The sequence below is a fragment of the Mycobacterium sp. NGS24 genome (assembly GCF_059813065.1).
The window spans coordinates 385532-399875 of sequence record NZ_JCALDW010000003.1; the positions used below are offsets into that span (position 1 = coordinate 385532).

Annotated in this window: 8 protein-coding genes; 3 read left to right on the forward strand and 5 right to left on the reverse strand. The window is 72.0% G+C overall.

Annotated features, from left to right (window positions below):
• Positions 1-184: 184 nt before the first annotated feature.
• Positions 185-1372, reverse strand: coding sequence for a CoA transferase (locus AC5Y6Y_RS07325; protein ID WP_473139716.1), 1188 nt, complete (start codon positions 1370-1372; stop codon positions 185-187).
• A 79-nt stretch (positions 1373-1451) separates the two neighbouring features.
• Here AC5Y6Y_RS07325 and AC5Y6Y_RS07330 point away from each other — a divergent pair, with 79 nt between their 5' ends.
• On the forward strand, positions 1452-2102 hold the full coding sequence (locus tag AC5Y6Y_RS07330) for a cation efflux transmembrane domain-containing protein (protein WP_463828293.1): 651 nt from the start codon (positions 1452-1454) through the stop codon (positions 2100-2102).
• A gap of 19 nt (positions 2103-2121) precedes the next feature.
• On the opposite strand, the gene AC5Y6Y_RS07335 is transcribed toward AC5Y6Y_RS07330, so the two are convergent.
• The 3 genes from AC5Y6Y_RS07335 to AC5Y6Y_RS07345 all read right to left on the reverse strand — a co-directional run bounded on the left by AC5Y6Y_RS07335 (position 2122) and on the right by AC5Y6Y_RS07345 (position 7071).
• A complete protein-coding gene (locus tag AC5Y6Y_RS07335; RefSeq protein WP_473139715.1) occupies positions 2122-4479 on the reverse strand; it encodes a PE family protein in 2358 nt (785 codons plus the stop codon).
• A gap of 170 nt (positions 4480-4649) precedes the next feature.
• Positions 4650-6782, reverse strand: a complete 2133-nt coding sequence (gene ctpC, locus AC5Y6Y_RS07340) for a manganese-exporting P-type ATPase CtpC (protein ID WP_473139714.1) — start codon at positions 6780-6782, stop codon at positions 4650-4652.
• A gap of 7 nt (positions 6783-6789) precedes the next feature.
• A complete protein-coding gene (locus AC5Y6Y_RS07345) occupies positions 6790-7071 on the reverse strand; it encodes a DUF1490 family protein (RefSeq protein WP_463828290.1) in 282 nt (93 codons plus the stop codon).
• Between the two features lie 261 nt (positions 7072-7332).
• Here AC5Y6Y_RS07345 and AC5Y6Y_RS07350 point away from each other — a divergent pair, with 261 nt between their 5' ends.
• On the forward strand, positions 7333-8727 hold the full coding sequence (locus tag AC5Y6Y_RS07350; protein ID WP_473139713.1) for a PPE family protein, SVP subgroup: 1395 nt from the start codon (positions 7333-7335) through the stop codon (positions 8725-8727).
• A 60-nt stretch (positions 8728-8787) separates the two neighbouring features.
• The gene (locus AC5Y6Y_RS07355) at positions 8788-10107 is read left to right on the forward strand and encodes a PPE family protein (protein WP_473139712.1); all 1320 of its coding nucleotides are present in this window, start codon (positions 8788-8790) and stop codon (positions 10105-10107) included.
• Positions 10108-10217: 110 nt separating this feature from the next.
• Here the strand turns inward: AC5Y6Y_RS07355 and AC5Y6Y_RS07360 are convergent, their stop codons facing one another.
• Positions 10218-14180 carry a PE family protein gene (locus AC5Y6Y_RS07360; protein ID WP_473139711.1) on the reverse strand — a complete coding sequence of 1321 codons (3963 nt, stop codon included), beginning with the start codon at positions 14178-14180 and terminating at the stop codon, positions 10218-10220.
• Positions 14181-14344 lie beyond the last annotated feature (164 nt).

A 14344-nucleotide genomic window follows, 5' to 3' on the forward strand; every position in this document is an offset into this window, starting at 1 on the left:
TACCGTGTCCACCGGGCGGCGGACCGGCGGGAAACGTCATATCTGCCGGCAGCAAACATGTGAATCCCGCTATGATTTCCGCCGGAGGCGGACGCCCAAATCGTCCCTCGCGGCACGCGGAATCGGTCGGCCGAGCACCGATTCATGGCGTATTCAAAGAAAGACACCGATTGGCGAACCGCGCTTAAGAACCGCCGGTGAGGTACAGCTCGTTGTGTTGACCGACCGCCGGCGGCGGGTCGGTGACCGTGGCGTCGAAGCTGGCGAAGCGCGCCGGGGTGCGGATCACGGTGACCGCGGCCTCGCCGTCGCCGACGACCAGGGCGAGGTCGTTCTCCGCGAACAGCGGGGTGTCCACCACCTGTTTCCAGCTGTAAGCCAGGCAGGCCATCAGGCCGCCCTGCTGCAGCAGCTCGACCCATTCGGCCGCAGTCTTGGTGGCCAGCGCCTGCTCGAGTTCGTCGGTCAGTTCCGGATAGTTGATCGCCCGGGACCGCTGGTCGGCGAACCGCTCGTCGTCGATCAGGTCGGGTCTGCCGATGATCTCGCACAGTTTGGTCCAGTGCTTGGGCACGTAGGCGCTGATCACCAGGTAGCCGTCGGAGGCGCGGAAGGCGTCCGACGGCTGGGTGGCAAAGCCGACGCCCTTACGTTTCTTGACCGGCGCGTCGGATTTCGGGGCCGGCGCCGGCGCGCCGGTCTTGTTCAGGTGAATGGTCAGCTGATTGGCCTGCAGGCCGACCGCGACGTCGTACATCGCGACCTCGACGAGGTCGCCGACGCCGTGCCGTTCCCGATTGAGCAGGGCGGCCAGCACCGCCTGGGCCAGCACGTGACCACTGGCATTGTCGACCAGCTGGAACGGGATGATCTGCGGCTTGCCGCTGGGTGTCGGCATGCCGGTGCTCATGCCCGCTTCGGCGGCGACCATCAGATCGACGCCGGGGCGTGAGCCGTGGGGTCCGTTGCCGCCGTAAGCGCTCAGCCGGGCATAGATCAATGTCGGGTTGCGGGACCGCAGTTCGTCCGGACCGAGGCCGAGCCGTTCCATGACGCCGGGCCGGAACCCTTCCAGCACCACGTCGGCGGTGTCGGCCAGCTGCAGGATCTGCTGCTTGGCCCGGTCGTCGGTGAGGTCGACGGCCACCGACTTCTTGCCGCGGTTGTTGGGCAGGAAGTAGGTCGCCAGTGGGGGCCGGCCGGGCAACACCGAGGTGAGGCGCCGGGACTGTTCGCCGCCAGGCGCCTCGATCTTGATGACTTCGGCGCCCAGGTCGGCCAGCACCTGTCCGGCCAGCGGTCCGGCCACGTTCTGGGTGAAGTCCAGTACCCGGAAGCCGTCCAGAGGTTTGGCGGCGGCGTTGTTCGGCATGGTTAGACAGATTAACGAGGCGCCGACAAGCGGGCGCGCATGGCACGGTCGCAGCCGGCGCACCGCTAGCATCGACGGGATGGAGACTGCGGCCACCTCCCACGTGCACGCGGCGCCTGCGCTGCACGACTCCGAATGGCAGCGCAACGCGCGGTGGGCACACCGGCTGGCCTGGGTCAGCCTCGCGGTGTTGCTGATCGAGGGTGGCATCGGTGTGTGGCAGGGCTTGGCGGTCGGGTCGGTCGCATTGACCGGCTGGGCCCTGGGCGGGGCATCCGAGGGCCTGGCCAGCGCCATGGTGGTGTGGCGGTTCAGCGGTGACCGGGTGCTGTCGGACACCGCCGAACGACGTGCCCAACGCGGTGTCGCGGTGTCTTTCTGGCTGGTGGCTCCGTATGTCGCCGCCGAATCCATCCGTCACCTGTTCGTCGGCGAGCACGCGGAGACGTCGGTGATCGGGATCGGCTTGACCGCACTGGCCCTGATCCTGATGCCGGTGCTCGGCTGGGCGAATCGCCGGCTGGGCACGCGTCTGCGGTCCGGGGCCACCGCGGGAGAGGGCACGCAGAACTATCTGTGCGCGGTGCAGGCCGCCGGGGTGCTGGTCGGGCTGGCCGTCACCGCGGCCTGGCCCGCCGGATGGTGGATCGACCCGGTGATCGGACTGGCCGTCGCTGGGATCGCGGTGTGGCAGGGAGTCCGCGCTTGGCGCGGCGAGGACTGCTGCTGATCCCTCCGGCAGCCGTCGGCTATTGGCCGGGGGAGCCGTCCGTTCCCTGCTGGGGGTTGATTCCGAAGGCTTTGCCGCCCTTGCCGCCGGCGCCGCCCGTGGCGAGGCCGTCGCCGCCGTTGCCTCCGTTGCCGCCGACGGACTTGCTGGTCGACGGGAGGGTGGCAGAAATCGTCGAATCGCCGCCGGTGCCGCCGGCGCCGCCGGTACTGCCGACATCGGTGCCGGCGCCGCCCTGACCGCCCGCCCCGCCGAAGCCGCTGCCCAGACCCGCGTTCTGCGCGCTGCCGCCGGCGCCTCCGTTGCCACCGGCGGCACTGCCGGCGCCACCCTGACCGCCGTTCCCGGCGGTGGCGGAAGCAGTCGAGGTGGTGGAGCCGATCGACGCGAAACCACCGACACCCCCGTCGCCGCCCTTGCTAAACGTGCTGGTCCCGCCGGGTGCGCCGGCAGTGCCTGTCGCCGCACCCAAGCCGTTGTTCTCAGCCGATCCGCCTTCGCCGCCGACACCTCCGGTGCCGCCGGAACTGTTGCCGGCCGCGCCGGCTTTACCGCCGACGGCATTTGCCGTCGAGTTGGGGTTGTCGATCTGCGAATGGCCGCCGGCGCCCCCGGTGCCGCCATTTCCGATGCTGCCTTTGCCACCGGCACCGCCCGCCCCGGCGACGTTGTTGCCCAGTCCGCCGTTCTCCGCCTCGCCGGCGTTACCGCCGTTGCCGCCGGCGAATCCTGAGCCGCCGTTGCCGCCGGAACCGCTGGTTGCGGTCGCGGTGGAGGTCGTGGAGTCGATCATGCCGCCGCCGCCGTCGCCGCCGTCGCCACCTTGTCCGGCAAAGCTGGTCCCACCGGCTGCGCCGTCGGAGCCGGTGACGGTGCCCAGGCCGGAGGTGTAAGCCAGGCCGCCGTCGCCGCCACGGCCGCCATCACCGGTGCCGCCACCGTTGCCGCCCGCGCCGGCTACGCCACCGACGAGATCGGCCGTCGAGTTGGGGTTGTTGACCAGTGAGCTGCCGGCGGTGCCACCGTCACCGCCGTCGCCGGTGGCGCCCTGACCGCCGCTGCCACCGCCACCGGCGAAGTTGGCGCCGAGACCTTCGTTTTCAGCGTTGCCGCCCCGGCCGCCGTTGCCGCCGGAGGCGCCGTTGGTGCCGTCGCCACCCGTGCCGCCGGTGGCGGTCGCCGTCGAGTTCGCGTTGGCGATCAGTCCGGTGCCGCCGTCACCACCATCGCCTCCGCCGTCGCCACCGCGGCCCCCGTTGCCGCCGGTCGCGTTGCCGGTGCCGTGGGCCGTGGCCAATCCGCCGTCGCCGCCGCTGCCGCCACGGACGGTGCCGGCGCCGCCGTCGCCGCCGCGACCGGCGGTGGCATTCGCGGTGCCGGCACCGACTGCGTCGCCACCCTTGCCGCCGTCGCCGCCGTGGACGCCGTCGCCGCCGTTGCCACCCGTCCCGCCGATGCCGGCGTCACCCGCGCTCCCGCCTGTCCCACCGCTCCCGGCGCTGCCGCCCTGACCAGCGGTGCCGCCGTTGCCGCCGTTGCCACCGGTACCGGCCGCCAGGTGACCGCCCCGGCCACCCAACCCGCCGTCGCCGCCGCGGCCGCCGTCGCCGTTGGTGCCGCCGAACAATCCTGGCGCATTGCCTCCGGCTCCACCGGACGCCCCGGTGCCGCCGCGTCCGCCCAGGCCGCCGTCCGTCCCGGCCCCGCCGGTGCCGCCGGTTCCACCGATCCCGCCGGCTCCGCCGTCGCCCCACAACAGGCCGCCGTTCCCGCCTGCCCCGCCGACGCCGCCGATCCCGCCGGGCCCGCCGAACTTGGTGGTGCCACTGGCCCCCGGCACACCTTGGCCGCCGGCGCCGCCGGCACCGCCGCGGCCGAACAATCCGGCATCGCCACCACGGCCGCCGGCCTGCCCCACTCCGCCGGACCCGCCGTTGCCGCCGTTGCCCCACAACAGGCCGCCGGCGCCGCCGTTGGCGCCGGTGCCGGCCGCACCGTTGGTGCCGTCGCCGATGAGCGGGCGGCCCAGGAGCAGGTTGGTCGGGGCGTTGATCGCCGCCAGCACTGCCTCTTCAAAGCTCTGCACCGACGCGACATTGGCCGCCTCGGCCCAGCCGTAGGCGCCCCCGGCCCCGGACAGGGCGCGTACGAACTGTTCGTGCAACGCCGCCGCCTCCGCTTGCATCGCCTGGTATTGGCGGCCGTGGGCGGAAAACAACGCGGCGATGGTCGCGGAGATCTCATCCGCGGCAGCGGCCGTCATCGCCGTCGTGGCGCCCGCGGCAGCCTGGCTGGCGCCGCTCACCGCCGAGCCCACTCCCGACGCCTGCGCGGCCGCAGCGGCAATTGCATCGGGCACTACGGACACATAGGACATGGTCTTCTCCTCGCCGCCAGATGGCTTACGGCCAGTTGGGCTGCCACCGGTGAGCGCATCGTATCGGTCACCCACCGCACGTTGGCCGATTTTGGCCAATTGGGTGGACCAAATTTCGTTGTCCGATGAAAGATATTGCCGCACACCAATATTGGCGATCTATGTGCGGCTCAGTCCAGTCGGTAGCGGATCAGTCGCGAGCTGTTGGCCACCACCGCGACCGACGACGCGTTGTGCAGGATCGCGGCCAGCACCGGTGACAGCGCGCCGCCCGCCCCGATCAGCAGCCCGGCGGCATTGACGGCGATCGACATGCCGTAGTTCTGTTGGATGACGTCCACCGCACGGGCGCCCAGGTCCCGCACGTCCAGCAGTCGGTGCAGGTTGTCGTTGGCCAGCGCCACATCAGCGGTCTCCACCGCGACGTCGGTGCCGGCCAGTCCCATCGCGATGCCGATGTCGGCGGCAGCCAGGGCGGGGGCGTCGTTGATGCCGTCGCCGACCATGCCGACCACGTATCCTTCGCCCTGTAGTTGCCGCACGGTCTCGAGCTTGTCCTCAGGCATCACCTCGGCGCGCCACTCGTCGATATTCAATTCGGCGGCCACCACCGCGGCGATGTCCGGGTGGTCTCCGGTCAGCATCACGATCCGGCGAATGCCGTTGGCTCGCAAGAGCTTCAGCACGTCGGCGGCCTCGGGTCGCACTTCGTCGCGCAGGCTGATCAGGCCCACCAGTTTGCCGTCCACCGCGAGCAGCAGCGGGGTCTCCGCCTCGGCGCGCAGCTTGTCGACCCACTCCTGTGCCTTCTTGGACACCCGGACGTGCTCGGCGCGCAGCAGTCCCGGACTGCCGAGCAACAGGGTGCGCCCGTCGGCCCAGGTCCGCATGCCCAGCCCCACCAGCACCTCGCACTCCTCGTGCGGCGGAATGCTGATGTGGCGTTCCTCGGTGGAGCGGATCACCGCCTCGGCCAGCGGGTGCCGTGAGTGGATCTCCGAGCTGGCGGCGTAGGCCAGCACCTGCTCGGGTTCCCAATCCTTGTGCAGCGAAACGATATTGGTCACCACCGGACGTCCGACGGTCAGCGTGCCGGTCTTGTCGAAGACGATCGCGTCGACCCGGCCGGCCTGCTCGAGATGCGAACCGCCCTTGATCAGGATGCCGCGCCGCGCGCCGTTGCCGATGGCCGCGCTGATGGATGTCGGGGTGGACAGCCCCACCGCGCACGGGCAGGCGATCAGCAGCATCGTCATGGCGCGCCGCACGTCGCCGGTGACCAGCAGGGTCAAGGCGGAGACGACGAACGACGTGGGCACGAAACGGCGGGAGAAATTCTCCCCGACCGTTTGGATCGGGGCGCGGTCGTGCTGCGCCTCTTCGACCCGGGTGATGATGCGGCCGATGGTGGTCTGGTTGCCGACGGCCTGCGCGCGCACCACCAGCCGGCCGCGCACCACCACCGACCCGGCGTGCACATGTGCTCCGGCTGTGATCGAGACCGGCAGGTTCTCCCCGGTGATCGCGGACTGGTTGACCACGGCCTCGCCGGCCACCACCTCGCCGTCGACCGGGATCGCGACGTGGTCGTGGACCACTACCTCGTCGCCGATCTGGACGGTGTCGATGGCGACCTGCACCTCGGTGCCGTCGGGCAGCCGCAACCAGGCGGTGTCCTGGTTGCCGCGCAACAACTCCGAGATGGCGCGCCGGGTTCGGCGCAACGTCAGGTCCTGCAGATATTCGCCGATGTTGAGTAGCCACAACACCGTCAGCGCCACCACATTCTCGCGCAGCACCAAGCTGGCCACGGTGGCCGCACTGACCAGCGCATCGGTGCCGAGCCGGCCCGAGCCCACCGAGCGCAGCGCGCCGCGCAGGAACGGGTAACCGGTGAAGATGGTGACGCCGGTGGCGACCACTCGCCCGCTCGGGCTGAGCAATGGGGGGCGGGTGAACACATAGCGGCGTATCCCGAGCAGTGCCAGCGCGGCGCCGCCGATGACCATGCGCAGCACGTCGGTGTTGCGGATCTCCGACGAGTGCGGGGCCCGAGCCGCAATCAGTTCCGCCGCAGTGCTTTTGGCGCCCGCTACGGCGTCGAGCACCGCGGCGCGGTCACAGCGGCTGGGGGAGTACCAGACGACGACCGACCCGGTCCGTGGGTAGGCGTGCACCACCCGCACGCCGTCGCACCCGGCGACGGCGTCCTCCACGGCGACGGCGCGCCGGGCATCGGAGCGAACCCAGTCGACCTTGATTCGCATCCGACCGGCGGCGTCGGAAACGACTTCCGGCGTCATGTGCTGGTCAGTGATCGTGGTCGTGGACTTCGCCGACGGCCGGGGTGGGTGCCTCTTCGCCGATGCGTTCGCGCGCTTCGGCCATCACATCGGCGATCTTGAGGCGGGCCGATTCGGCGGCTACTTCTGCCTTGCGGGTGCCGCGCAGACCCAGTTCGGCGCTCTTCACCGCGGTCTCGTGCAGGGGTGCTTTCCTGGCGGCTTTCTTGAGCACTTCGTAGGCGGTCACCCCGGCAAGCCCGGTGATCACCGTCGAAGCCGCCTTGGCCAAAAGCACCTGCACCGCCATCATCCGCACCTTTCTACAGGGTTTTCCCGACGCTAACATCCAAATATTGCGATATCAACATGAATCGTCGTGCCGGCGCTCGTCTAATTCGGTTCAGGCTGCGGCAAAATATGCGCGGCCTATGTATATGCCGCATCGCGGGGCGCGATGTGCGGCGGCCGAAGTACCCTGGCTTGTCCACTGATTCCGTCCTCGGGTCCCTGCGCCACGAGCGGTGCGATGAGTTCAACCCGGACACGGTGCTTCGAGGAGCAACGAGTCATGAATTTCGGGAGCTACCCGCCAGAGGTCAACTCGGCCCTCATGTTTGCCGGTGCTGGGTCGGGACCGTTCCTGGCCGCGGCCGAGGCGTGGGGTGCGCTCGGCACGGGACTGAATTCGGCGGCGAGTTCGCTCCAGGCCGTGGTGTCGGCGTTGACCGCTGGTCCCTGGTTGGGGCCGTCGTCGGCGTCGATGAGCGCAGCGGCGGCGTCATATGCGGCGTGGTTGCGAGCCACCGCTGCACAGGCCGAAGAAACCTCCGCCCGGGCCAAGGTCGCCGTCGCTGCCTACCAAACCGCGTTCTCGGCGACGGTTCCGCCGCCGATCGTGGCGGCCAACCGCAGTCAGTTGTCGACCCTGGTCGCGACCAATGTGTTCGGCATGAACACCCAGGCGATTGCGGCCACCGAAGCCGAGTACGGGGAGATGTGGGCCCAGGACGCGGCGGCGATGTACAGCTACGCAGCCTCCTCGGCCGCAGCGACCGAGCTGACGCCGTTCGAACCACCCCCGCAGATCACTGACCCGGACGGCGTGGCCAACCAGGCTGCAGCCGGACGGGCCGCGACGGAGAGCGCCGTCCAGCGAGCCTTTGCCGCGGTGCCTAGCGCGCTGCAGAGCGCGGCGACCCCGGCGGCGGCCGCGGAGGACCCATTGCTCCTGCTCGCCGTGCTGGGCGATCTGTCCACCATCACCTTCGGCCTGTCAGCGGCCATCGCCACCCTTGGGCTCGGCGTGCCTGCCAGTGTGCTCGGGGTGGTCAACCTTCCGGTCGCCATCTACAGCACCATGGTGGGTCTGCACAGCGACGAGATCCTCAGCGGCTGGGATGGCGTTATGCCCTTTCCGAGCACGGAGCCGGCGCCGGTGGAGCCGTTTCCGGCGCCGCTGCTCAACTTGCCGGCGGGCACGGTACCGCCGCCGAAGTTGTCGGCCGGTCTGGGTGAGGCCAACACGGTCGGGGCGTTGTCCGTGCCGCCGACGTGGACCGTCGCCACCCCTTCGGTGCGCCCGGTCGCGTACACGCTGCCGGCGCTGGCTGGATCCGCAGCGGAAGTCGCCGCCGTACCGGTGGCGGGAGCCGGCTCGGCCGGCACGCTCGGTCAGCTGGCACTGGCGGGCATGGCCGGACGAGCCATGGCCGGAACCGTGGGCGCCGGACGGCGCGTCGGCAAGGATGCCGGGAAGGCGGTGGGGGCCGCTCGCGCCAGAACTGCTGGGACCCCCGGCGACAACGCGGCACCCGGCGAAACCGGTGAGCCGACCAACGACAAGCCCCGGGCTGTGGTCACCGGAGTCGCGGCCGAGCTACGTGAATTCACCAAGCTGCGCGACGAGGGGATTTTGACCGACGAGGAATACACCGAGCAGAAGAACCGCTTGCTGGGTCGCTGAGGCCCCGGTAGGGCGACTGCATCAGTCATCGAGAACGAACGAGACGAGGTATGCGCTGCAGTGGATTTCGGCATCTATCCGCCGGAGATCAACTCCGGTCGGATGTATACCGGTCCAGGACCGGGGCCGATGCTGGCCGCTGTGCAGGCTTGGGCCAGCCTGGCGGACGAGCTGCACAGGGCGGTCAACGGATATCAGTCGGAGGTGTCGGAGCTCACCGCAGGGACTTGGACGGGTCCGTCGTCCGCGGCGATGAGCGCAGCGGCCGCGTCATATGTGGAATGGCTCCGCGCTACCGCCGCCCAAGCCGAGCAAACCGCCGCCCAGGCCCGGGTGGCGGCCGCCGCTTACGAGGCCGCGTTCGCGTCGACGGTGCCGCCTGCGGAGGTCGCCGCCAACCGCAGCCTGCTGGCAGCGCTGGTGGCGACGAATTTCCTGGGACAGAACACTCCGGCGATCGCGGCAACCGAGGCGCTGTACGCCGAGATGTGGGCGCAGGACAGCCTGGCAATGTACAACTATGCAGCTTCGTCGGCAGCCGCAACGGTGCTGACACCGTTCACCCCACCGCACCAGAACACCGATCCGGGCGGGACGGCCGGCCAAGCCGCCGCGATCCGTTCGGTTGTGCCGCAAGCGTTGTCCGCAATGGCGGTCCCGGCCCAGTTCGAACAGTTCGAACTCCTGGTCGGCCTGGTCGGACTCTTTCTCGTTGCGCCAACCGAAATAGTGGCCCTTTTCGGGGTCTTACCGGCAGACGTGATCGGCAACTTCGGGGATTTTCCGCTGGCCGGGTTCACCGCTGCCTCGGGAGTCGATGACGACGAGACATTCAGCGCCTGGGACGGGGTGGAGCCGTGGCCCGGTACCGGACCGGCACCCGTGGAGCCGTTTGTGGCGCCGCTGGCGAAGCCGCCCGCGGGCGGGCTGCCAGTGCCGACGATGTCTGCGGCGGTGGCCCGCGCGAACGTGATCGGGGGCTTGACGGTGCCGCCGAGTTGGACCCGGACCGTCGCAGCCGAAATACGCCCGACCGCACTGACCACTCCGTTGGCTGGTGCGAACACGGCAGCGGCGGCAGAACTCGGCGCAGCGAACTCGGTCAATCAGATGGGAGCTGGCGTCATGGCCGCGCAGGCGATGGCCGGCCCGCCGGCCGGCGCGGACGGCCCGAAGAATGGCACGCCGGCGCGGCCCGCCGGCCCCCCCGAGCAAGCACCCACCGAGGATGTCGAGGTAGTGCCCGCTCCGCGGACCGTGATGACCGGCGTGGCTGCCGCGATCCGCGAGATCGCCGTACTGCGCGCCGCCGGACTGCTGAGCGAACAGGAATACACCGAGCAGAAGAAGAGCCTGCTGGAGATCTCGTTCGGCCAGTAGCTCAGCTGGCGGATGCCGGCCCGACTGATCACGCCGGTCCAGATCTGGAGGACGCGGGTTCCCAGGCCAGCTCCAGGCGACGCCGGTACCCAGTACGACCAGGACGGCGCCTACGGCGTCCCCGGCGCACCCGGGGAACCCGGCGGCGTGCCGGCGCCGCCGCCACCCCCGGGCCCACCGTGGGCCACTCCGAAGATCGAGCTGGCGTTGCCGCCCTTGCCGCCGTTGCCGCCCGGGCTGCCCGGCTGCGTCGCAGCACCGCCGGTGCCCCCGGTACCGCCGTCAGCGATCCCGGCAGCCTTGCTGATCGCCTCACCGCCGACGCCACCGGTCCCACCGCCGGCACCACCATTGCCGCCCGTGCCGCCGACGCCACCGGTGAGGTGGTTCGAGCCTTCGCTGTAGGCGATCCCGCCCGTGCCGCCGATACCACCGGTGCCGCTGAGGCTGGAGCCACCCACTCCGCCGGTGCCGCCGACCGCGTCTACCGACGAAGTGGGGTCGTAGATCATCACCTGGCCGCCGGTGCCTCCCTTTCCGCCGTTGCCGGTGGTGGCGTTGCCGCCCGCCCCGCCAGTGCCTGGGTCGACACTGCCGGTGCCGAACGAGTGCGTCCAACCGCCCTCGCCGCCCGCGCCGCCGGTGGTTCCTGCGCCGCCCGCGCCGCCGTCCCCGCCGACTGCCGTCGCCGTTCCGCCGACCAACTGCACTGCGCCGCTGCCACCATTACCGCCGGTGCCGCCGGTTCCCGTACCGGCGTCGCCACCCTGCCCGCCGGTGCCGCCGATCGCGTTCGCGGTGCCGTTGGTGATGGCCACGCCCGCGTTGCCGCCGGCGCCACCGTCGGCGCCACCGGAGCCGCCGGCGCCGCCGTCCCCGCCGTAGGCGTTGCCGGTCCCGCGGGTTGCGCCGTACGCGCCTTCCCCACCGCTGCCGCCGGTGCCCGTTTCGCTGGTGCCGCCGTCCCCGCCGCTGCCGCCGAACGCCTCGGCGTCGGCTGTCGCGCTGTCGCTGCTAGCAGTGGCACCGTCCCCGCCGGCGCCACCGGTCCCGGAGGTGGCGGTGCCGCCCGCACCGCCACTGCCGGCCCAGACGCTGCCCTTTCCTTCATGGGTGGCCACCCCGCCGGCTCCGCCGGCACCACCTGAGACACCGGCACCGCCCGTGCCGCCGTCGCCACCGACGGCAGCCCCTGCTGAATCGACCTTGGCGTAGTACACGTCACCACCGATGCCGCCCTTGCCACCGGTGCCGCCGGAGGCATTACCGCCGGCGCCGCCGCGGCCGGCGAGCGCGTCGCCCGTCCCTTGGCCGACCACACCGCCACCCCTGCCGCCTTCCCCGCCGGCGACGGCGCCGCTGCCGCCGTCCCCGCCGGTTCCGCCGATACCGTCGCCGGCTCCGTACTGGAATACGACGTTGACCGAGCCGCCCTTGCCGCCGGCGGCTGCCTCGCTGCTGCCACCCGCGCCGCCGTTGCCGCTGCTGGCGTTGGCGGTGCCGGTGGGGTTGTAGCTTTGGGCCCCGCCGCCGTCACCGCCGTCGCCACCGTTGCCGCTGGAGCCGGCGCCCCCGGCGCCACCGTCGCCGCCTGCGGTGAATCCGATGCCTTCGCTGTAGGCATCGCCGCCACGGCCGCCGGTGCCGCCGGTGGTGCCCGCACCGCCGGCGCCGCCCTGACCACCGGTGTGGGGGCCGGCAACGGAGGAGAAGCTGGAGGCGTCGCCGCCGAGGCCGCCGTTGCCGCCGGGCCCGGTGCTACCGCCGTCTGCGCCCGCTCCGCCGGCACCACCGAACGCCGAGCCGGCGCCTTCACTGCTCGCGTTGCCCCCGGCCCCGCCGTGGCCGCCGCCGGCCGCACCGCTGCCTCCGGTGGCGCCCGCGCCTCCGGTGGCGCTGCCCGGCGCAGATGTCGCCGCCTGACCGCCGTCCCCGCCGGTCCCGCCGCGACCGGTGATGCTGTCGCCGCCGAGGCCGCCCATTCCGCCAACGGTGTTGTGGGTGGATCCACTGTTTTCGATAATCGCCATGCCCCCGGTTCCACCGGTGCCGCCGTCACCGGTGGTGCCGTCACCCCCGGCACCGCCGGTGCCTGCCGAGACCTGCCCGATGCCCGCGGTGTAGGCCGAACCGCCGTGCCCGCCGTCGCCACCGGTAACACCATTGCCGCCCACACCGCCGGTGACACCGGTGGCGGTTGCCATCGACCCCTCCAGGAAGATCACCGCGTGGCCACCATCGCCGCCTCGGCCGCCGGTGGTGGCGCCGTCGCCGCCGGCTCCCGCTGCGCCGCCGGTGGCCGATCCGGTGCCGTGGTTGTACGCGATGCCGCCGGCCCCGCCGCCGCCGCCGGTCGCGGTGTCGCTGCTACCGCCGGCGCCGCCGGCGCCGCCGACGGCATTGCCGGTGCCATAGCTGTACGCGTCCCCGCCGTAGCCGCCATAGCCGCCGATCCCGGTAGCCCCCGCCACGCCCTGGCCGCCGGTGGCCGTCCCGGCGCCGTAGACGTAGGCCTTGCCACCGATTCCGGCCGCGCCGATCCCTGCGGGACCCATTCCGCTGGTTCCACTGATTCCTCCGGTCGCGTCGGCAGTGCCGTAGCCGGTGGCGGTCCCTCCGAAGCCGCCGTCGCCGCCCACCTCGGTGCCTTCGCCGCCTGCACCGCCGGCACCGCCGACGGCGTGGCCGGTGTGCGTGGTCGACTCACCACCGGTGCCACCGGTGCCGCCGAAAACGCCGGTGCCGCCGGTGCCACCCTGCCCGCCGACACCGGAGCTGCCTGCCGTGCCGCCGGTGCCGCCGCTCCCGGCGGCACCCCCCTGGCCCGCGATGCCGCCGGTCCCGCCCATGCCACCTTTTTCGATGAGGTTGGTTCCGCCCTGGCCGCCTTTACCGCCGGTACCGCCCCGGCCGCCGTCGCCGTTGGTGCCGCCGTTGCCGGCGCCGCCGGTGCCGCCCTGGCCACCCTTTCCGCCGTCGGTGCCGACCAGGCCGGGGGACATGGCCGAATCGCCCTGCATGCCTGCGCCGCCCTCACCGCCCGCACCGCCTTCGCCGCCCGTGCCCGCCGCACCGGACGCGGCGCCGGCGTAGCCCGCCCCACCGATGCCGGCCGCCCCGCCGGTGCCTCCGTTGCCGCCGGTGCCCGCGCCCGAGCCGGTGTCGACCGCCCCGGTGCCGCCGGTCCCGCCGGCGCCGCCGGTGCCGCCGGTCCCGCCCGCGCCGCCGACGCCGTGCGCGCCTGCCGTCCCGCCGAACAGCGCCCTGGACTGTCCGCCGGCCCCACCTGCGCCGCCGGTGCCGCCGAAGCCGCCCTGTCCACCGTCGCTACCGGTTTCGCCGACACCGCCGCTGGCGGCGGTGCCGGTCGCACCGGCCAGGCCCGCGCCGCCGGCACCACCGGTCCCGCCAACGCCACCAGCCCCGCCCGCCCCACCGTTGCCCCACAGGATGCCGCCATTGCCGCCGGCCCCGCCGGCCGCGCCGGCGCCACCGGTGCCGCCGATCACCCCGCTCGGCCCGGTCGCGCCGTTGGCCCCGATGCCGCCGGCCCCGCCGGCACCGCCGTGACCGAACAACCCGGCGTCGCCGCCGCGCCCACCGGCCATCCCGGCCGCCCCCGAACCGCCGTTACCGCCGTTACCCCATAACAGCCCGCCGGCCCCGCCGTTGGCACCGGTCCCGGCAGCGCCGTCGGCACCGTTGCCGATCAGCGGGCGGCCCAGCAACGCATTGGTAGGCGCGTTGATGACACCCAGCACGGCTTCTTCGAGACTCTGCAACGGTGCTGCGCTGGCCGCCTCGGCCAGGGCATAGGCCGAACCCGCCCCGAGCAACGTCTTGACGAACTGCGCGTGCGATGCGGCCGCCTGAGTGTGCAGCGCCTGGTACTGCTGGCCGTGGGTGGAAAACAGGGCGGCGATCGCCGCCGAGACCTCGTCCCCGGCGGCGACTGCCACCGCGGTCGTGGCGCCTGCCGCCGCGTGGCTGGCAGTCTGCACCGCCGATCCCACCCCGGACACCTCGCGGGCGGCGACGGCCATGATCTCGGGCACGGCGAACACATACGACATTCGTGGACTCCTTCGACGCGCGGCAACGGGAGACGGCTGGCACGTCGACTCCCGACCGGTCAGTCGCCATCGATCCAGCCGCATCGTATAGCTGGGCCATCGATAATTTGCTGTTTTCGCGCATTCGCAGTTGCGTTTCAATTCGGCACATAGGAGTCTCAAAT

Coding starts and splice junctions, on each gene's coding strand:
- AC5Y6Y_RS07325 (WP_473139716.1), bottom strand. CDS start 1,372: ATGCCGAACAACGCCGCCGCCAAACCTCTGGACGGCTTCCGGGTACTG.
- AC5Y6Y_RS07330 (WP_463828293.1), top strand. CDS start 1,452: ATGGAGACTGCGGCCACCTCCCACGTGCACGCGGCGCCTGCGCTGCAC.
- AC5Y6Y_RS07335 (WP_473139715.1), bottom strand. CDS start 4,479: ATGTCCTATGTGTCCGTAGTGCCCGATGCAATTGCCGCTGCGGCCGCG.
- ctpC (WP_473139714.1), bottom strand. CDS start 6,782: ATGACGCCGGAAGTCGTTTCCGACGCCGCCGGTCGGATGCGAATCAAG.
- AC5Y6Y_RS07345 (WP_463828290.1), bottom strand. CDS start 7,071: ATGGCGGTGCAGGTGCTTTTGGCCAAGGCGGCTTCGACGGTGATCACC.
- AC5Y6Y_RS07350 (WP_473139713.1), top strand. CDS start 7,333: ATGAATTTCGGGAGCTACCCGCCAGAGGTCAACTCGGCCCTCATGTTT.
- AC5Y6Y_RS07360 (WP_473139711.1), bottom strand. CDS start 14,180: ATGTCGTATGTGTTCGCCGTGCCCGAGATCATGGCCGTCGCCGCCCGC.